Annotated in this window: 19 protein-coding genes; 7 read left to right on the top strand and 12 right to left on the bottom strand. The window is 38.2% G+C overall.

The features are described 5' to 3' along the window. Nucleotides 1-44: 44 nt before the first annotated feature. Complete coding sequence (locus FN756_RS14445; RefSeq protein ID WP_185955204.1) at nt 45-209, top strand: hypothetical protein; 165 nt, start codon at nt 45-47, stop codon at nt 207-209. A 405-nt stretch (nt 210-614) separates the two neighbouring features. On the opposite strand, the gene FN756_RS06415 is transcribed toward FN756_RS14445, so the two are convergent. Beyond that, nucleotides 615-1,004, bottom strand: coding sequence for a RidA family protein (locus FN756_RS06415; RefSeq protein ID WP_142602512.1), 390 nt, complete (start codon nt 1,002-1,004; stop codon nt 615-617). Nucleotides 1,005-1,107: 103 nt separating this feature from the next. Beyond that, on the bottom strand, nt 1,108-3,945 hold the full coding sequence (locus FN756_RS06410; RefSeq protein WP_142602511.1) for a hypothetical protein: 2,838 nt from the start codon (nt 3,943-3,945) through the stop codon (nt 1,108-1,110). A gap of 276 nt (nt 3,946-4,221) precedes the next feature. On the opposite strand from FN756_RS06410, the gene FN756_RS06405 reads away from it, so the two are divergent. The 3 genes from FN756_RS06405 (at nt 4,222) to FN756_RS06395 (ending at nt 7,211) form a co-directional block, all read left to right on the top strand. After that, entirely contained in the window at nt 4,222-4,764 is a 543-nt protein-coding gene (locus FN756_RS06405) for a hypothetical protein (RefSeq protein ID WP_142602509.1), read from the top strand. Between the two features lie 210 nt (nt 4,765-4,974). Beyond that, nucleotides 4,975-5,793: a fimbrial biogenesis chaperone gene (locus FN756_RS06400; protein ID WP_142602507.1), complete on the top strand. Its 819-nt coding sequence runs from the start codon at nt 4,975-4,977 to the stop codon at nt 5,791-5,793. A 44-nt stretch (nt 5,794-5,837) separates the two neighbouring features. Continuing rightward, nucleotides 5,838-7,211 carry a hypothetical protein gene (locus FN756_RS06395; RefSeq protein WP_142602505.1) on the top strand — a complete coding sequence of 458 codons (1,374 nt, stop codon included), beginning with the start codon at nt 5,838-5,840 and terminating at the stop codon, nt 7,209-7,211. A gap of 109 nt (nt 7,212-7,320) precedes the next feature. On the opposite strand, the gene FN756_RS06390 is transcribed toward FN756_RS06395, so the two are convergent. Next, the gene (locus FN756_RS06390) at nt 7,321-8,067 is read right to left on the bottom strand and encodes an acyl-CoA desaturase (RefSeq protein ID WP_142602858.1); all 747 of its coding nucleotides are present in this window, start codon (nt 8,065-8,067) and stop codon (nt 7,321-7,323) included. Between the two features lie 287 nt (nt 8,068-8,354). On the opposite strand from FN756_RS06390, the gene FN756_RS06385 reads away from it, so the two are divergent. Together FN756_RS06385 and FN756_RS06380 are read left to right on the top strand one after the other, a co-directional pair. Continuing rightward, nucleotides 8,355-8,714, top strand: a complete 360-nt coding sequence (locus FN756_RS06385; protein ID WP_142602504.1) for a BlaI/MecI/CopY family transcriptional regulator — start codon at nt 8,355-8,357, stop codon at nt 8,712-8,714. Nucleotides 8,715-8,718: 4 nt separating this feature from the next. Beyond that, nucleotides 8,719-10,215, top strand: coding sequence for a M56 family metallopeptidase (locus FN756_RS06380; protein WP_142602502.1), 1,497 nt, complete (start codon nt 8,719-8,721; stop codon nt 10,213-10,215). A 123-nt stretch (nt 10,216-10,338) separates the two neighbouring features. Here the strand turns inward: FN756_RS06380 and FN756_RS06375 are convergent, their stop codons facing one another. The 9 genes from FN756_RS06375 to FN756_RS06335 all read right to left on the bottom strand — a co-directional run bounded on the left by FN756_RS06375 (nt 10,339) and on the right by FN756_RS06335 (nt 17,941). Next, nucleotides 10,339-12,126: an aminopeptidase P family protein gene (locus FN756_RS06375; protein ID WP_142602500.1), complete on the bottom strand. Its 1,788-nt coding sequence runs from the start codon at nt 12,124-12,126 to the stop codon at nt 10,339-10,341. A gap of 114 nt (nt 12,127-12,240) precedes the next feature. Beyond that, nucleotides 12,241-12,627, bottom strand: a complete 387-nt coding sequence (locus FN756_RS06370; protein ID WP_142602498.1) for a protease inhibitor I42 family protein — start codon at nt 12,625-12,627, stop codon at nt 12,241-12,243. A gap of 158 nt (nt 12,628-12,785) precedes the next feature. Beyond that, nucleotides 12,786-13,217, bottom strand: coding sequence for a VOC family protein (locus FN756_RS06365; protein WP_142602496.1), 432 nt, complete (start codon nt 13,215-13,217; stop codon nt 12,786-12,788). 155 nt (nt 13,218-13,372) lie between these two features. Then, nucleotides 13,373-13,843 carry an SRPBCC family protein gene (locus tag FN756_RS06360; protein ID WP_142602494.1) on the bottom strand — a complete coding sequence of 157 codons (471 nt, stop codon included), beginning with the start codon at nt 13,841-13,843 and terminating at the stop codon, nt 13,373-13,375. Between the two features lie 13 nt (nt 13,844-13,856). Then, complete coding sequence (locus FN756_RS06355; protein ID WP_142602492.1) at nt 13,857-14,300, bottom strand: SRPBCC family protein; 444 nt, start codon at nt 14,298-14,300, stop codon at nt 13,857-13,859. A 129-nt stretch (nt 14,301-14,429) separates the two neighbouring features. Next, nucleotides 14,430-15,827 (bottom strand): MATE family efflux transporter, encoded by a 1,398-nt coding sequence (locus tag FN756_RS06350; RefSeq protein ID WP_142602490.1) that lies wholly within the window; start codon nt 15,825-15,827, stop codon nt 14,430-14,432. 85 nt (nt 15,828-15,912) lie between these two features. After that, nucleotides 15,913-16,335: an SRPBCC family protein gene (locus FN756_RS06345; RefSeq protein WP_142602488.1), complete on the bottom strand. Its 423-nt coding sequence runs from the start codon at nt 16,333-16,335 to the stop codon at nt 15,913-15,915. Nucleotides 16,336-16,611: 276 nt separating this feature from the next. Continuing rightward, nucleotides 16,612-17,211, bottom strand: a complete 600-nt coding sequence (locus tag FN756_RS06340; protein ID WP_142602487.1) for a hypothetical protein — start codon at nt 17,209-17,211, stop codon at nt 16,612-16,614. Between the two features lie 271 nt (nt 17,212-17,482). Then, nucleotides 17,483-17,941 carry a (R)-mandelonitrile lyase gene (locus FN756_RS06335; protein ID WP_246085439.1) on the bottom strand — a complete coding sequence of 153 codons (459 nt, stop codon included), beginning with the start codon at nt 17,939-17,941 and terminating at the stop codon, nt 17,483-17,485. A 95-nt stretch (nt 17,942-18,036) separates the two neighbouring features. Here FN756_RS06335 and FN756_RS06330 point away from each other — a divergent pair, with 95 nt between their 5' ends. Further along, on the top strand, nt 18,037-20,463 hold the full coding sequence (locus tag FN756_RS06330) for a bifunctional YncE family protein/alkaline phosphatase family protein (RefSeq protein WP_142602485.1): 2,427 nt from the start codon (nt 18,037-18,039) through the stop codon (nt 20,461-20,463). Nucleotides 20,464-20,581: the final 118 nt, after the last annotated feature.

Genomic DNA, 20,581 nt, shown 5'->3' with positions numbered 1-20,581 from the left:
GTTAACGTTGCCTTTTGTATTTTTGAAGCAAAATTTTGAAAATTATGTTGTCGACATTAGCTGCTTATTTAGCTCCTGCTCAGTATGTGATCCCTACTCTTATTTGTACTGGCTTAATTATTCCAATTTCTATTATATTATATTTTGAGCGCCAACGCAAGCATAACCTGGAAAATCCTTCACACGAAGAAGAAGAAGGTCATCACTAATATTATGTGCCTTTACGGTTCAATTAAGGTCGTAGTTTCTGAATCTGCTTCAACAACTGTGACCTTATTCTTTCTATCTTCCCAGAATAAGACTTTGGTATTATGATGAATTCGCTTGTTTTTCAAGCATTCGTGATGGTTTTGCATACCTGAATGGGCGGCAGTAGTTTCGGGTCGAAATCCTTAACATTTGATCAGCATTTGAAACAATATTACTTTCGAAACGCCAAAAACTGCATCCTAAAATTTTAGTCTTGCAAAAACCTTTCCATCTTCTTCAACAGCTTTATTCGCTCTTGCTAACCTATTGCCTGTATGGAAAAAGGTTCAATTAAAATTTTACACTATACCTGGCCACCCTGCTGCAGTATATTGCATTATTGCTAAGAGAGAAAAACCCTGAAGTTATTTACTCAGTACAGCAGTAGCCTCTATCTCAACCAGAAGAAGTTTATCAATCAAGGCACTTACCTGAACCATACTCGTGGCCGGTTTAACGTTGTTAAAGAATTCAGCATGCGCACGACCAATATCTTCCCACTTAGATATATCAGTTACGTAGATTCGCGTTCGCACAACATCGTTCATCGTTGCTCCTGCTTTCTCCAGGGTATTACTTATTTTTTGCAAAATGCATTTAGTTTGCTCGTAAAAGTTATTTACCCCCACTATTTCACCATTTACAATCGCTGTTGTCCCTGACACTTCTATTACGTTTCCTATTTTAACTGCCCGACTGTATCCAACCAAGTCTTCCCAGACGGCACCAGAGCTGATATTTTCACGTGTTAACATGTTTTGATTTTTTTTAATTAAAGATAGATGTGTGTTGCATTTTATCCAAAATAAAACGGTTTGTTACAATTTAAAATCGTGGACGAAAGAAGCGACTAGGCTCCTATTTCTTTTTACTTGCTGATACTGACGATTGGAACTTTTTAATCTTTACCTTTCGCTCTTTTATACTAAGATCAAATACAACCGGTGGAAGTTGATTTCTTAAAACCTTTATTAGTTGAGGGGGTGTTTCAATTTCATAATTTTCAGGTACCGTATTCGCATCAACCCTTAGTGTGTACTTGTTTTCAGGCACATACAACATAAACTCCCCAGTATTGGAAGCTAAAGCGGTAAAAACTTTACCGTTTTCACTCTCCGCAATTACGCTTATTTCAGACAAGTTAGATTGCCCGTTTTCAGCGTTTTTGACTTGTGTTAATTGTAGTTTCCCTTTAATGGTTCCGTTTTTATAAAGCGAAAAGGTAAGCTTTGAGTTTTTGGAAACTGTTACTCTTTGTTCAGGCATGTACCATTCGCTTGCGTTCAACAGGCTAATTAAATAAGTATTTGCAGGAACCTTGCGGTATAAAACTTTACCATTATTATCTGTAGTAAAAATCACGTCATTAATACGCACCAAGAGATTTTGAGCGGGCTGTTCATTTGCGTCCTTTTGGAGATTCCCGTTTTCATCCTTGAAAAAGAAAAGTTCCAGGTTTGCATTTTTTTCAATGCCTTTGTTATTATTGAAGCTTTTAACCACGCCCAGATTTATTTGACTGTTACCAGATATTACTCCAGGAACATAAGTTTTATAATACTCCCCCTTAAGGCTAAAACTAGCGGGTAATTTGCATTCAAAATTGGCTGAAACGTTATTCATCCAACGTTTATAATTATTATCGTAGCTGATATTATCAGCCATTCGAAGTTGCAAGTTTCCCTTAAAAAAGTATCCCGAATATTGCGGATTAATGGTATACCGCCTAATTGATGTTGTTGAGTCACTTGCAAACGCCATATCCGACATGTAATAAGGCCCTTGCTGAATGAAGGCATATACCGAAAAGTTTTTGAAGGTATAATTAGCGTTTAAAGTCCATGAATTTAGTTTTTTTAATCCATTTAAAGTTGATTGCCCGCTGCCAATATCTGCAGTAATAAATACACTCTGTATTGGACTAATCGTGTAATTTAAATTCACCTGCGCTCGCTTTGCAACGAAAGAGCTACGATTGATTTCCGTGATGCTTAATTGACGTAAAATAAAGGGAGAGAGGGATGCATTAAAGGAGTTCCCGAGTTGTTTAGTAATCCCTGCTTCAATTTTATCGGAGTTAAAATTGAAATTGAATAATTGATAATTTTGCCCCAGGTACGATGGACAAAAGCGGGTTTTATTATATCCACTCCAAATAGCCAATCCTTTGAAGCCTGTATATACAATATTTTCAGACAAATTTAATGTTCCCCGTTGCAAGCCGGCATAATATGGATTACTGATATAATTATTAGAGCTAATGTTAAATTTCTCGAACGAAGCCTGATAATTCGCTTTTCCGGCATAACCTATTTTTTGCTCAGCATTAGTTACATAACCGGCGGTTGTTTCTAAGCTTTCTGCCGCGGCCAGCTCCAGTGTTTGTTTTGCACTTAACTTAATCGTTGATTCTGTAACACTCAATGTTTTGTTAACCTTGTTTTGTGGATCCCATTGCTGAAACAGACTGGTGCTTATTTCTTCCTTTTTTGAGTCTGTGTTAAATGAATATTTGGCAAAAAGGGTGTTACTTGAACGGAAATAAGGATCATCAAAGCTGTTTAAAAGGTTGTATGCATTGTTGACATAACCAAGCTCCAGCTTTTTATTTCTTTTTATGCTAAAGTTAGTTTGAATTCCCCTCCCGTTTAGAGCCAGCTCATCATTATGGTAAAAACTTCCTATGAGTAAACTCATCTTCTTAGAAGTAAACCTTAGATTGCTGTTTTGAAGAATTATATTTTGAAACTGTGGAAAATAGCTGAAATCAAGATTATAAGCCGTTGATAGCCCCAGCCCCTTTGCTTGAAAATCACCTTTAGCCTGTAACTGTTGAAAACTGTAAGGCGAGGTGACATTCTTGTTATAAAAACCAACACTGTTTGTAGGAGCTGAATTGGAGTAAAACGACGGGGCATACGATTTAATGCTACTGATATAATGAACTATAAAAAAAACGGTATTAATAATTTGAAAATTGCTGTTCGCATCTTTTACCTGAATAAAAATATTCCCGGAGTTTTGATTTTGGAACTGTGTGGTAAACTTTCCTTTTATATAGATAGTCGTATCTGAGAAACTTTTCAAATCTAAAACCCATGATGCCGCTTGATAATTTGAGATTAAGAAATTATCACTCCTTAATTGTATTCGCCGATCTATATTTCCTGCGTTGGTAATGTGTAACCCTAATTTTGTGGTATCGTGCACCGAATACATATAAACATCGGGGTTTACCGCGTTAATAAATAACCTTAAATCTTCATTTATTTCAATTTTGCAAATAGCCTCCAATGTTTCTTTATCATGACCTTGGACTTCTGCTAATGCACGGATTTCATACGGCTGTTTCGCTTTTAATCGCTTCGGCACATAAATTTCCACCGGTACCACAATGCTGTCGCCGGCGGCAATACTTACAAGATTAGGAACCTTCATTATTTGCTGAAACTTTTCAGGAGATTTTAATGAAAGCCTGACGTCAACATTTTGACTATTTGGATTTTTTACCACCAGTTTTAATTGGGTAATAGCTCCGGACGTTACAGTTGCTTTTTTTTGTGCAAAGAATAAATGAGGTTTTTCTGCAGACTGGGCTATTGAAAACAATGGACCCAGCAAGATAAAAATAATAGCACAGCTCGATTTTAAGAAATTACGATTAAAGAAACTCTTACGCCTTAAAGGAATTGCCATCGGACAGTTGCGTTTTTTTGGTAAAGTCGCAAATATAGAAAAAAGAGCTGCCGATTTGTCTGAAATTAAAACTAAGAAAACAAGCTATTTAATTTTAGAAAATGACAAATTTGTCAGCCGATGTGTACAGAAAACTGAACACATTAGTGCGCTTTTCAGGCAATTTCGCTTCGTTGTGAAATTAAATTTGTTTTATAAAACCTATAGTTTTGAATTGGCATAGTATTTGGCAATTGACACCAAACAATTAAAACTTAATTCTGTCGACTAAAAAATATGAAGAAATTCCTACTCCTTGCTGCCCCAATTATTTCAGTTCTATTTAGTTCAAACAATGCTAAAGCACAAGCAACTGCCTCTACCGGAAGTGTAAACATGAGTGTCCAATTGCAAGCTGCTGTAGCGATTACTTTAAATACCAACTCCGCAAGTTTTGTATTTGACACCCCATCGAAATATGCGGACGGGATTACTTTACCTACTCAAACAGGCGCTTTTACGGTTTCCAGCTCTCGCCCTTATACTATTGTTGCAACTACGGCTGCTAATGATTTAGCCGGGACTGGCTCCAATGTGGATAAAATTCCTTTTAACGCCATTGAAGTTGCCGTTGTTCCAACCGGAGGTTCTTTTTCTACCGCTACAGCTCTTCCTGCTACAGCTGGAAGTACTGCTAATTTAGTGGGAACCACAACTGCAACGTTGAGCCAGGCTTACGACATTCAATATTCTATTCCTGCAGCAAAGGCGCATACATTGTTGGGCAAAAATTTAGATACATATACCAGTACGCTACTTTATACCATTACAGCTCTATAAAGAAGAAGCTACTAATATCTTATAAACGAAAACGGGCTAATGGAAAATTGGCCCTTTTCGTTTATAAGGTGCACCTAACCCTGGAGTTATTCCTTTCTTCAATCTTTGTTAAATTTACTTTAATTCCGGAGGTAAAGACTTAGTATTGTTACGCTTGCTATTCTCATAAAAGCAAAAAATTAACAGCATTAAGTCCTTCTCATTGTTCAGATGAAAAAACTATTCGCTTTATCTTTATTGCTCTTCTGCTTAACTAGCGTTTACGCTCAGGAAGGCTTTACTGCCTATCCTATGAAAGTGAACTTTAATGTGGCGCCTGGTCAGAGCAAAACCGAAACCATTTACATCACCAATACCGGAGTCAATCCTGCTGCTGTTAACTTCAGTTTTGCAGATTGGAAACGTGATGTTAATGGAAGTATCGTTTATTTCAATTCAGGAACATTGCCCAATTCATGTGCGTCATGGATCAGAGTATTGGCAGATGATATGGTTACAATTCAGCCCGGTGAGAAAAAAGCCATCAATATCCAACTATTGGCCCCTGCGAATATGGATAGCACCAATCGTGTAAGCAATGCCATGCTGTTTATCACACAAGTCGACGGTGCTAAACGCAAAAATGAAAAAGGTATCGGAGTTGTTGTAAAATTGCGAATGGGGATACACGTGTACAATTCAGTACCCGGACTAAAGAAAAAGGAAATTGAAATTATTGACTTTAGGGATACAATAGCTAAAAATAATGACAATACGGTAAGCCGAGTTTTGAAGCTGGCAATAAAAAACACAGGGGAAATGCTTACCGATGGTGTTATTAAGTTTGAACTAACAAATAAGGCCACCGGAAAGAAAACAAAATTACCGGAGTTGAACATTTATACATTGCCGGGAGCTTATCAGGAAATTAAAATAGAGGTTCCTCCAAATTTGGTGTCAGGAAATTATGCCGCCATTGCCACTATTGATTATGGAAGCGATGAAGACCTGTCTATTGGTGAGCTCGAATTTGATGTGAAGAAAAAGTAATGGAATTGCACATAAACAGGACATGGGTTTTTTTTGCGGCGGTAATGCTCTGTCTAATTTACGGCAATAGCTTTGCGCAACAGAGCAATGATGTTCAAATAACTGCCAACACCTCCATTTCAACGTTAACCATTAACTCCGTGAACACCTATACCTCTCCGCTAGCTGTAACCGGAGATTTATTAAAGATTGATGTAGCAAATAACAATGGAGCAAGCCTAAATACGGGCTGGCGTTTGAGTGTAAGAGCCAATCAAAATTTCACTTCAGGAAGCAATACCATTCCAATAAATGAAGTGATGGCGGAGGTAAATCGCGTAGGCAGCCCATATGCAGGCGAGGGCTCTGTAGGGCCTGTTGCTTTAGGCTTAACAGATCAGAACTTAATTGTGAATTCAGGTTATTCAGGAGCTCGTAAGTCGCAAAGCAATCTAAATATCACTTTTAAAACTACCGGCGGAAGCAATCTTTTTAAACCTGCAGGAACCTATACCGCTACCCTTACTTTTAGAATTACCTATAATGGGGCATATTATAACGAAACTACCGCTACTGTGAATTTAGTTTTGACAAATGTTACCAGCTTAACACCAAGTTCAGGTTCCGCCTCATTTTCTATTACTGCACCTACGCACTATCAGAATGGAGTAACCTTAAACCTGGCTGGAAATTTAAGTGCCTTCAGTAATTTACCTTTCTCAATAACCGCCCAGGCATCACAAGATTTAACACGAACAGGAGGAGGAACAATTCCCGTTGGGAACATCAAATTAACGTTAAGTCCCCAAACTGGCACAGCAGTTACCAAAACGTTAACAACATCATCTACAACATTTTATTTAAACACGCCTGGAGATGCCCCCGTGTATGATTTAATATTTAGTAGCGACGGAGGAAATAATGCATTTATGAACCTAACTCCCGGAACCTATACGACCTCTATTACTTTTACACTAACGCCACAAAGCGGAACAGCAATAAACATTAGCCGTACACTCAATGTAATTATAGCACAGGCTGTAGGCATTACCTTAAATAACTCTGCTGTAAACTTCAACTATTCTACACCTTCTGCCTATACTTCAGCCCAAACTATATCTCAAAGTTTGGCCCTCACCACCTTTAGCACTAAACCTTACACCATAACCGTACAAGCGAATAGTAATAACTTAACAAATGGAGCTAATACAATTCCAATAAGTGATGTAGAGGTATTAACAACCACGAATGTAGGTACGCTCACTACAATTACCAATTTAGGCACTACAGCAAGAACCATGATCAGCAATGCTCCCTATACTTTTGGTCAAAACTGGGACTTGAAATACACTATTTCCGCTGCAAAATCACAATCTTATTTAGGAAAACCTACCGGGGTATACTCAGGAACCATTATTTATACCATTACCTCTCCATAGGATAAAAATCCTGTATGGTTTTAATGAAGGCTGCTGTGCTTTTCGTTATCGAAGCCTGTTGAAAATAAAAAACAAAACGGCCTTCAAATATTCGAAGGCCGTTCTACTGTTATGCTGTTGCTTTTCTGAGTTTAATGATGTTTACCCAATGCATTAACTTCATCACCGGATAAACAGGATCGAATTCAAACCAACGTTTGGCAAAATTCGGACTGTTAGGGTATTTATGATGATTATTCTGAAACAACTCTCCCAGCATCAAAAACTCTATTGGCGAAGTGTTTTTTGAATGGTCGTTGTTTTCAAAATTCGAATATCCGTATTTATGTCCGCACCAGTTTACTACCGCCCCATGAACCGGGCCCATTAAAAAATGAATTGGTAATAAAAGGAAAAACCAAGCCGAATAGCCCAATGCAAAAACAAAATAGGAATATACTGCCACATATAACAATCCGAAGATAGAACGTGTAATCATTGAATCACCAACCTTATCAAGCCATGCCCATTCCGGGTAATTGCCTTTGAATTGAGCTTCAGGTTCTTGAAGACGTTTTACGTAATCATTATAGATTTCGCGGGTTTTATTCATCATCGAAAACACATCTTTAAAAAAATGTGGTGAATGCGGGTCTTTCTCCGTGTCAGAATATGCATGGTGCATGCGATGCATGATGGCGTAAGCCCTCGGGTTTAAAAATGAAGAACCTTGGAAAAAGAAGGTCATGAAATAAAAAGTCTTCTCCCAAAACTTATTGGTTGTAAACATTTTATGCGATGCATAGCGATGTAAAAAAAATGTTTGGAAGAAAAGCGAAAGAAACCAGTGAGCGAAAAAGAAAATCAGAATTACCACTATACTTAATTTATTTGATTGTAATACGAACAGATAAACAGACATTTATGCTAAAAGTTGTTCGTTTAATTTTTGAAATCACAAAAGTACATAAATGTTCTGATTTCGCGCGAAGCTTATTGCCTCCCTGTGTTTTTAGCAATTGAGCACCTTTTGAACAAGTCACCGCCCGACATCCTACTACTTTTCTGCTGTATATCAGATGTTTAACGCTAATAAACGTGATTTTCAGTAGATAAACGTAAAAAACAGTTGCAAAACTGATAAATACGTTATATATTTATTTTATGGAAGAATTAACTAAAACCGAAGAAAAAATCATGCAAGTCCTTTGGGACATAAACAAAGGGTTTGTTAAGGATATTATCGAGCATTTAGCTAATGAACCCAAGCCTCCCTACACCACCATCTCTTCTGTTGTAAGAATATTGGAAAGTAAAGGGTTTGTGGGCCATAACGCTTATGGAAAAAACCATGAGTATTTTCCACTGATTTCAAAAAGTGAATACCGAAAAACAAACTTTAAGAATCTCATTAAAAATTATTTCGATGGTTCTGTAGAATGCCTTCTATCGTTTATGGTAAAAGAAGAAAAACTCAGTGAAGCGGAAATAAAATCCCTAAAAGACATCATCAATAAAAACTAAGTCGATGGAAGCACTATTTGAATATCTCCTAAAAGTATCTCTTGCATTAGTCCCTTTTTATCTTGTATATCTTTTAGTATTTAAACGATTTACTTTTTTTGCACTGAATCGATATTATTTACTGCTTGCTCTAGCAACCTGTCTTGCTATTCCTTTTGTAGACAGCGGATTCTTGAGTTCTTTTAATTTTATTCAATCCATACAATTATCGACAGGATTACAAGTAGAAAACATTGATATTTCAAACAATAAAGCAATTTTGACATCAAAAGGAGCCGCAAAACCTTTTAATTGGCAACTTTTCAAAACAATAGTTTACCTGCTTGGTGCAACTGTAACTTTAATGCTTGTTTTAAAAAACTTATACAGAATACGCTCACTTATAATTAACTGCATTGCTAAAAAGAAGGATCATAATTTAACCATAGTATACATACAAGGGGCTTTGTCGAGCGCGTCATTTTTCAATGTAGTATTCATTAACAATAAAGCGCTAACTCTAAATGACGAAGCGCTAATCATTGCACATGAAAAGCTGCACTACCAACAATTACACAGCTTAGACATTCTTTGTATAGAATTGTTGAAAATATTTTTCTGGTTTAACCCGTTGATATATTTCTACAAAAAATCGCTTGCCGAAGTACATGAATTTGAAGTCGATGAGATGGCAACAAATAAAGAAACCAGAAAAGAGTATGCTTCATTACTCTTAAATCTGGCTTATGAACAACATTTATCCATCACTCATTCCTTTAGTGTCAAACCGCTCTCCTCACGCGTTAAAATGTTATTTAAACCTAAAACACATACTATGAAACGATTCGCTTATTTATTATTCTTTCCAATTGCTATTACCGTAGCAATTTCCTGTCAAGAGAACAAAGAAATTGACAACACAGGCCCTATTCGCACTTTTAATGTGGATAACGAAAATATAGGAAAAAATCCGCTGGTGCTAATTGACGGAAAAGAATACAGCGCTGATGTGCTAACTAAAATTGATCCTGAAAAAATACAAGGCTCAACTACTTATGAACAAGGTTATGCTGTTAAAAAACATGGCGAGAAGGCTAAAGATGGACTCATAGAACTGGATACTAGAAACGGCTCGTTTACTTTTGACAATGAGCATGATCGTGAACTTGTCATTAAACAGATCCAAAAAGAACTTGCTTTGCCTAAAGATCATTTTTTATCAAAATATACCTATGAAGGCAGAGATGGAAAAGAATATGAAAAAATTATCTGTAAAACATCAAAGGGATCAGTCTCGTCGTCTCACATTTCCGGAACAAAGGCAAGGTTCTTCTTGGATGGCATAGAAAATTCTGAAGCAGAAATCTCCAGCTTAAGCAAAGATGTTGTAGAAAAAATTAAAAACATATCAGTAAACGATGCGGTTTTCAACTTCTACACATCGCCTCCTCCACCGCCGGCAGCACCTGCTGCATTCTCAACTCCACCGCCACCACCTCCGATGGAACCTAAATCAAAATAAAACAGGATAAGAAAAGGGCTAAAAATCGCTGATTTTTAGCCCTGGTAGTTTATAATTAAGCTGTAACTGAGCTTAAGGAGTTGGACTCTGTAAGCCCTCCTCTAATCTTATACCTAAAATCTGTTACGCTGTTTCTTGCGTGTGTTTTTTCAACCAAGCTAAATCCGATCCTTCCAAATAAGGAGAAAGTTGTTTGTACACTTCTAGGTGATATTGGTTTAACCATGCTTCCTGAGCATCGGTTAACATATCGGCTTTGATCAAACGGCAATCAATCGGGCATAGGGTAAGAGTTTCAAACTTCATGAATTTGCCAAAACCATAATCCTTATCTTCAACACATAATACCAGGTTTTCAATACGAATACCATAATGACCCAAACGGTAAATTCCCGGTTCATTTGAAGTAATCATACCTGCTTGCAACGGTGTAGTATTCGCCCCAACCCCATTAATAACCTGTGGCCCTTCATGAACATTTAAGAAAAAGCCTACGCCATGTCCGGTTCCGTGACCGTAATTAAACCCATGCTCCCATAAGTTTTTGCGGGCGATAGCGTCCAACTGATACCCTTTGGTACCTTCAGGAAAACGGGTCATCGATAAATCAATCATTCCCTGCAGAACCAAGGTATAATCAATTTTTTGTTGATCGGTTGGCTGACCCAATGGTATTACACGGGTGATATCGGTTGTGCCATCCAGGTATTGACCGCCCGAGTCCAGCAAGAAGATGCCTTGTTTCTTTAACTCAACATTGCTTTCATTCGTTGGTTTATAATGAGGAAGCGCAGCGTGTGCATTGTAAGCTGCAATTGTATCAAAGCTATCGCCAATAAGATTCTTTTGCTCCGCTCTAAACGCATGAAGTTTGTCAACAACGGCTAGCTCTGTTATCGTTTCGGTGTTTAATGCGGTTTCCAGCCAATTAAAGAAACGAACCAATGCAACGCCGTCTTTTACCATTGCCTTGCGGGTTGCAGCAATCTCGGTTGGGTTCTTTAGTGCCTTAAACTGTGTAGATGGATTCAACTCTTCAACTACTTTTACTGACGATGGCACTGCTTTGTAAAGAGCAAAACAGGTCCGTTTTGGATCAATCAGCAGTACACTATTTTCAGGCAAAGCGGCAAGATCTGCTTTAATTGCATTGTAACCCTTCACTTCAACACCTTGTGCACTTAACTCCTCAACTTGCATCGGAGAAAGTTTAGATTGATCAATATATAGTTTTGCCTTACCATCATCGGTTATCAAGCCGTAAGAAAGCACAACAGGGTTAAACGTTACGTCGCTGCCGCGCAGGTTAAAGGCCCAGGCAATATCATCTAAAGTAGAAAGGACGTGTGTATTAGCGCCTTTTTTCTTCATAACAACAGCTACTCGCTGTAATTTTTCAGCAGTGCTTTCGCCACACATTTCTTTACTAAGCAGAAAAGCGGACTCTTTTGAAAGCGCCGGGCGATCAGTCCATATTGATGAAATGTAATCCGCCTCGGTTACCAGTTCAATATTTGCAGTACGCAATCCTGATTGAAGGAAACGAACCAAGTCAAGCTGAGTAATATTACCGTCAACCGCCACTTTTGCACCTGGCTTTAAGGTTTCTTGCAGCCACTCTATGAATTCCGGCGTATTCTGAACTTTTAATTTCATCAGCTCAAAACCTGAGTTTTTCAATTGTTCTTCAGCCTGAACAAAATAACGGGCATCGGTCCACAGGCCGGCAAAATCGTTAGTAATGACCAAGGTTCCTGCAGATCCACTAAAGCCCGAAACCCACGCGATGCTTTTATAATAGGCAGGCAGGTACTCACTTAAATGCGGATCAGAAGAAGGTATAATGTAGGCATCAACTCCTTGTTTACTCATTTGGCTACGTATAGCCGCTATTTTTTCTAATGACGTCATATTGATTCAATGAAAATTAAAGGCTTAAAGATAGTGAGCTTTTGATTTCACACAAGTATTCACAGGACAACTTTCTTGTTGTATAATGCCATTTCTCAAGGGAACAAAGTAATGTTAAGGCTTTATAGTCACCTTCAGCGTTTTTTCCTCCACAGGAAGTTTTGTTTGAACAGAACGGCTCATCGTAAATTTCAGTTCAGCCTCACCGGAAGCGCCAGAACTACGCAATGTGAACACTTTCATTGTTTTGCCATCCATTTTGCCCGCAATGTTTTCTTCAGTTGCTGACTTTACTTCATAAATTAATGGAGAGCCCTTTTCAAGTTTCCAATCGAAGCCGGTACTCGCCTGTAGCGGAATTCGCACAGTAAATATAGTGCTGGGCTTTACGGTTGTAGCGTTTGCTTTGTTTTCGAGAGTAATTGCTTGAGCATTGAGGCGAAAGCTAATGCACAAGAGGCCAATAATGGCAATTAATGAGATAAAGTGCGGCTTTCTCATAATCGTTTTATTGAGGATGTACAACTGTTTCAGTATATGAAGTTAATCAATTAACACCAAAAGCCAAATCGTAATACAAAGACTTACAATGATTTAATTTAGAAGATTAAGTACCACAATTGTATTAATGTTGAGGATGCTCCTTGTAAATATCCAAATTATTGTGGGGTTTTAGTATCGAAATTAACCATCCATTGAATTCCAAACTTGTCGGTGCACATTCCGAAAAAAGCGCCCCAAAACATTTGAGCAAGAGGAACGGTTACTTTTCCTCCGGCTGATAATGCATTAAATAATTTTGTAGTTTCTTCTTCACTATTTGTACTTATTGACAAATGGAAATTAGTGCCCAGCGTTGTTTTATGGCCCATAGATTCCAGCGCATCGGTTGCCATTAAAACATTTCCATTGCCAATAGGCAGTGCAATGTGCATGATTTTCTCTTTCTCGCTGTCTGGAACTTTATCGGCTTCAGGAGTATCTTTAAAGCGTTGTATTACGGCAAATTCGCCACCAAATACTGATTTGTAAAAATTAAATGCTTCTTCTGTGTTGCCGTTAAAGTTTAAATAAGGATTGATTGTTGCCATTGTTTTTAAGGTCTAAAAGGTTAATAGATGATAAACGTTGCACATTGATTTAATGTGCTGATTTTCAACAGTAATCAATTTGAGTGAAGTCGAAAACGTGTTGCAAAAAACTCTTCGATTACGCTCAGCGTGAAATAAAATCGCACAATGATAGTTTATTTTAGTTTTTCTTCTAATTTATCAAATGATTGTTGCCAACTTGTTTCACAATCGTTAAGTATTTCAGGCGGCAGCCCTGTGTGGTGAAGTTCCATTTTTGTTTTACCATCGCAATCTGTAAAGTTAATAGAGACCTGTAACTCCAAAGGCCATTCTCCGGGCATATTCAAATCAGAAGCTGGAACAACATTTCCCTTATTATCAGAAAAGCTGTCGGTCATAACCAGTTTTTTATAAGGAACAATTTCTTTGAAAACACCCGTTGACCAATATTCATCCCCTTGGGTTGAGCGCATACAACTCAAATATTTACCGCCAGGCTTTAAATCGATTGTACAGCTTGGGCAAGTAAAGTCTTTTGGACCCCACCATTTTCTACAACTCTCCGGCTCTGTCCATGCGGACCAAACCTGGTTAATAGGCAGATCAAATACTCTGGTTATGATTAATTCCTTTTGATTTGTCATGACTATACGTTATTTAAGCATTGCTTTCGGCTAATCGTTTTATTTGTTCCAAAGCATTGGGCCATGTTTCCATGAAATAGCTTTTATACTCTTCATTGCTGTCCATATCAACAGCTAAGCTTGTTAGGCCATCAGCCTCTATAAGTGTGTAATTCTCCAATGCTCCTGCCCAGGCTTTTACTTCTTCACTATCAGTATCTTCAACGCCGTTTTTTATTATTCCCAAATGCTCAAACGACATGTATTCATTGGGTTTATTCATGGCAACTTTACTTACCATACCGCTGCCTTTCCCATCCAGAAACAAAACTTTGCTTCCTTCTTTCCAATCTGTAACCGCATGCGACCCTTCGGCAAATGCACTGGTCCACTTCCTGTAAGTAGCATCATCCCAAAGAACCTTCCATACTTTTTCTTTAGGGGCATTGATGCTTATTGAAAATTTTATCTTTTCCATGAGAATATTGTCTTGACTGTCAACAATTGTCTGATGTGCTTTTTTTCAATTTATTAATAGGCGATATGTTTAATGTAAATTAGTATTTATTTATGAAGTATCATCCTGGATAGTTGAAGTTTAGAGAAATTACACTTTTACTTCTTTCCACTTCCCTTTTCTGAAATAATAAAACGCGATTAAAGCGACCAGTGTTTCGGCAATGGGAATAGCGATAAACGCTCCGGTGGCCTTTAGGTCTAACCCTTCAGCTAAGAAATATGCCAAAGGAATCTGAACCATCCAAAAACTTATAAAGTTAATAATCGTAGGTGTTTGGGTATCGCCTGCGCCATTTAATGATTGGGTCATTACCATGCCAATTCCATAAAAAATATAACCGGTACCAATAATTTTCAATGCCTTCGCTCCATAGGCAACAACTGATTCATCGTGCGTAAAAAATCGAATAATGGGACCAGAGCAGCAAACAAAAAGCAGCATCACAAAACCCATGAATAAAGCATTGTATTTGGCTGCAAGCAGGGCGCTTTTTTCGGCTCTTTCAACATGCTTGGCCCCAAGATTTTGGCCTACGAGCGTTGCCGCTGCATTGCTTAATCCCCAGGCAGGTAAAATAAAGAAGATAACGTTTCGGATTGCTATTTGGTAACCGGCCGATGCGGTTGTTCCGCCGGTTTCAGCAACCAATCGGGCCAGAATAATCCAACTGCCACTGGCAATAATAAACTGAAAAGTAGCCGGCCAGCCAATTTTCACAATCGATCGCATGATTTTATTATCAATCTTAAAATGATCTTTCCTGAGTTTTAGCAAACCGCTGCCTTTAAACAAATGATAACATTGATAAAGCACGCCTGAACTTCGTCCGATCACTGTGGTAATTGCAGCTCCTTTTAACCCGAGAAAGTGAATTAAAATGGGGCATAAAATGATATTGATGATACTTGCAATCCATAAACTTCTCATTGCCATAGCGGCATCACCCGCTCCACGAAAAATTCCGTTGATTAGAAAAAGAAGGATAATGGCCATGCTGCCACCGAACATGATTCGTGTAAAGATTGCACCATCGGCAACAACCTCCCTGGTCGCTCCCATTAACGATAAAATATCGCTTGCATATATCGCTCCCACACTGCTAAAAACAACTGTTGCTACCAAGGCAATTATTAGCGATTGCGCACCTGCATGAGCGGCAGCTTCAGGATTTTTTTCGCCAATTCTTCTGGCGACTATTGCCGTTGCAGCGGCACTTAGTCCAATGGCTATCGAATAAACAATAGTAACAACCGATTCAGTTAAGCCAACTGTTGCAATGGCATTTTGGCCAAGTTTGCTCACAAAGAACATATCGACCAGGGCAAATACGCTCTCTAAGCACAATTCCAAAATCATAGGAATAGCCAGTAAAAAAACAGCTTTTCGGATGCTTCCTTGGGTATAATCCTGTTGCTCACCCCTAAGAGCCTGCTTAAATCCATTATAAATGTTTGCAATTGTTCCTGAACGATTCTGACTTGTCATTATTGGGAGAGCGATTGTATTTTATTTTGTCTTCACCTAAAGCTGTGTATTACCAACATCGGGACTCAACAATTAAAGAATTAGCTTATTCCAGATATTCTTTTAATGCTCGTCCTAAAATATCAGTCCAGCCGGCTACAAAGTTTTCTCTAGCAAAATCCGGATTGCTGGCAGGAAATGTCTCCAAACCTTCGTGTTTTAGCTTTAATCTGGTTTTATCTCCTTCCTCCAACAGCTCCCAGGTAACAAAAGTGTTTCCTTCATATCCATCGTATCTCCAACTGTACGTTAGTTTTTTACCGGGCACAACATCGGTTACTCTGCACAGATGTAAATATTGTTGATGATCAGGTCCTGCTAAAAACTCAAACTCGAAACCCACTTCGGTTTTGAACGCTGCCAGATCAAAATACCATTTTTTCATTTCATTTCGGTCGGAAATGGCCTTCCAAACCTTCTCAACAGATGTGTTATAAGTTTGTTCAATTACAATTGGGTTGTTTTTCATTTTAGGGCTTATTTTATATTCAACATTAGAACTTCTATGGTATTTCTCTAATTTATTGACGTTTTGTTTTTCAAACCTTCGCTCACTCCTATCTTACTTAATACTAATCAGTACACATTCGTAAGATCTAAAATCTTTTTGGCTGCATAAATTTATTAACTCAAAAGATTTCATATTATTTTTTTGCTTATTGATGATTCCATACAAATCAAAAAGAGGCATAACATACATATGCTAAGCCTCTTTTTGAAAATCTATTTACTATTATCAAACGTTTTATGCAACTCCTTGCAACTCTTCCATTTTATTACGCTCTGTTTGTAATTCACGAGCAAGGCGTTTTTCCTTTTCAATGGCTTTTGTTTTAAAGTTTTTGTATTCTTCTGTTACATCTTCAAACAAGTTTATTCTGTAAAGTGCTTCTTTCTTAAACCCTTTAACACGGAAAATACAAAACGCAGAAACGGCTGATAAACCCAAAATAAGACTCCACATAAAGGTGTTGTAGCTACCCTTCGATAGATCAATCCCTAATAAACTAATTGAATCAACCTTTGATTGGGATTGTTGCAGAGTTTCTTCTTGTTTATGCAGAACGCCTTTTAATTCTTCAAGTTTTTGCTGCTGCTGAGCAATTGTGGATTTGGCTGTGGCATTATTCCTTCGTTCATGAACAAGAGAATCAAATGCATTTTTCCACAAACCACGTAACGATGCTTCTTTAATTACCTTATAATCCTGATAATTATTCGCTTTTTCGATTACGGCTTTGTATTGGTTTTCTAAAGTCGGGCCAGTTTGAATGATTTCTGCGGTGGCGCTAATATTATATACGCATAAGCCCACTACGGCAATACGAAACATTGCTTTACTCATAAAATTTTACTTGGGTGGTTTGGTATTAATTTATTTGTGAGAGACGCAGCACATTTAAAACAACTTAGCTGCCAAACTTTCTTTGCACGGTATTAATCGCTATAAAACAAGGTTTACCAGTTATTTTTTTGCCAAATATGCATATTTTTTTCTTTACAATTAAGTCATCGGCAATTAATTACTTCTTGAGCTGATAATCAATGCGGTATATTCTTCCCAAAAACTGTAAAATTTTTCCACGTGAGAAATGGAAATTGTAGCAGGTTCAGTTCTACTTTTTGAGATACTGCTCGTCAGTTACCGGTTCCATCCACTCCACTGGCGAACCGTCTAACTTTTCCTGAATGGCAATATGAGTCATCGCCGTGGCTGAGGAGGCTCCATGCCAATGCTTTTCACCCGGCGAAAACCAAACTATATCCCCCTGATGAATTTCTTCTCTAGCTCCGCCTTCACCTTGTGCCCAACCACATCCAGCCGTGACAATCAACGTCTGACCTAGCGGATGGGTATGCCATGCCGTGCGTGCTCCCGGCTCAAAAGTAACCAGAGCCATGGCAACACGGGCCGGTTCAGGTGGACTATAAAGCGGGTCGATTCGTACCGATCCGGTAAAATACTCTCTGGGGCCTATTCCCGAGGGTTGAGTTCCGCTACGTTTAATTTCCATTAATTTTCCTCCTATTAGTCTAGAAACAACATCTGCTAATGCAACGCCCGAATCTATCAAAAGTTTAAACTCCGTGCCTTACAACTTAATTATAACAAGGTTCATAAATGTTATTACATTTTGTAATATGTTTGAACATAATTATAAAATGTAAAATGAAACGCATTTCCCTTTCTTTACTACTGATTTTAAACGTAGCATTAAACTATGCTCAATCATTAGAGAACTTAAATGCAAACAGGGTGTTGTTGCCAAACGGATGGTCATTAACTCCGGCGGGTGAAAGCCTACCTTTAGGCGATTTGCCATTAAATATTGCCGTTTCCAATAATCAAAAACTACTGGCGGTTACCAATAATGGACAAAGCCGCCAATCATTGCAACTAATTGATCCAAAAAAGTTTATTGTTTTAGATGATATTACCATTGCCAAATCATGGTATGGATTAAAATTCAGTAAGAATGGTAAATATCTATTTGCAGCAGCCGGCAATGACAACCAAATTTTACGTTATGCAATCAGTAATAATAAACTTGTTACCCCTGACACACTTTATTTAAGCCGGAATAAAAAGGAAAACATATCACCTGCAGGTTTTGATATTGATGAAGCTGCAGGGAAGCTATTTGTTGTGACCAAAGAGAACAATAGTTTGTATATCCTGAATATGAAAACGAAAAAGGTCGAAACGATACTACCTCTGGAATCTGAAGCCTATACCTGCCTGCTCTCTGCCGATAAACAATCGCTTTATATTTCCTTATGGGGCGCTAAGAAACTGGCCGCTTACAGCATCCCTCAGAAAAAAATAATAACGACTATCAACGTTGGTGATCATCCCAACGAATTATTGCTGTCTAAAAACGGCAAAATAGTATATGTTGCCAATGCCAATGATAATTCCGTATCGGTAATTGATGTGGCTCAACAAAAAGTGATAGAAACTTTGAATGCAGCATTGTATCCTGATGCTCCAAGCGGATCTACCACCAACGGTTTAGCGCTGAGTAAGAATCAAAAAACGCTATATATTGCCAATGCAGACAATAACTGCTTGGCCGTATTTAATGTACGAGAACCCGGCAATAGTTTATCAAAGGGTTTTATCCCTACGGGCTGGTACCCCACTAATGTAAAGTTAGTTGGTAAAGACATCTTGGTAAGCAATGGCAAGGGCTTCAAATCACTTCCTAACCCACACGGTCCCAACCCATTGGCAAATAAACAAACCGTAACCAGGCATCAGGGAGATTTACAGAAAAAAGAAGAAGTACAATATATCGGTGGTTTATTTAAAGGGACATTAAGTAAAATCAAACAGCCTTCCCGCAAACAGTTAGGTATATATTCTGCCGCCGTTCATAATAACACACCTTATACTAAAGAAAGAGAGATGAATGCCTTAGGAGAACCCGGCAACCCTATACCCATGAAAGTAAGCGCCCCATCTCCTATTAAATACGTCTTTTATATCATCAAAGAAAACAGAACATTTGACCAGGTATTAAGCGATGTGCCCGGAGCTAACGGCGATACCACATTATTATTATTTGGCGAAAAATATACGCCTAATCAGCATGCTTTAGTGAAGCAGTTTGTTTTAATGGATAACTTTTACTGTGATGCGGAGGTAAGTGCCGATGGACACGACTGGAGCCTGGGTGCCTATGCCACCGATTATCTGGAAAAAACCTGGCCGACTAGTTATGGAGGAAGAGGCGGATCTTACGATGGAGAAGGATTCAGGCCTATTGCCAATAACAAAGGTGGATTTATTTGGGATAATTGTAAACGGAACAATATAAGTTACAGAACCTACGGGGAGTTTGCGGGGGTAAATAAACCCAATATTGCCATATTAAAAAATCATATATGCCCCAATTATGATTGGAGTTTAAAGGTAAGAGATACGACAAAGTTCAGGCTGTGGCAGAAAGATTTTGATTCGCTGTTGGTTAACAATGCCCTTACCCAACTCAACACTATCCGATTTGGCAATGATCATACGGAAGGAATGAGTGTAGGAAGACCGACCCCATATGCTCATGTTGCTGACAATGATTTAGCAGTGGGTTTATTTGTTGAACATTTATCAAAAAGCCCTATTTGGAATGAATCAGTTGTACTTATAGTCGAAGATGATGCACAGAATGGTGCCGACCATGTAGATGCACACAGAAGTACCGCCTACCTAGCAGGACCTTTTGTGAAACGAGGTTTCATCGATCATACTATGTATTCCACCTCTTCTATTTTACGCACCATCGAATTAATATTAGGACTGCCTCCTATGACGCAATATGATGCTGCAGCCCCTTCTTTATGGCGGTCATTTACCTCTACACCAAACTTTTCGACTTATTCACATATACCTTCCAATGTAAACCTAAACGATAAAAACACGGCGCTCTCTGCAGCGGCCAAACAAAGTGCATTGTTCGATTTTTCAAAAGAAGACAATATTGCGGATCATCTTTTTAATGAAGTACTATGGCAGGGACTTAAAGGAAAATCGGCTCCATCTGCCACACATGCAGCTTTTATACACGTTGATAGGAAAAAAGAAAAGGATGAAGATTAATATTCGTCAATGACGGCCCGTGGTTAAATAATAAATCCCTGATAGTCTTTCAATCAGTTCTTAACAAGAAGAAAAACAGGGTTCGACTGAAATTTAAACCCTGTTATTTTAACTTACA

The sequence above is a fragment of the Solitalea koreensis genome, from assembly GCF_900182575.1.
Classification (GTDB): domain Bacteria; phylum Bacteroidota; class Bacteroidia; order Sphingobacteriales; family Sphingobacteriaceae; genus Solitalea; species Solitalea koreensis.
The sequence above is the reverse complement of the archived record's forward strand: the minus strand, read 5'-3'. Positions and strand labels throughout refer to the sequence as shown.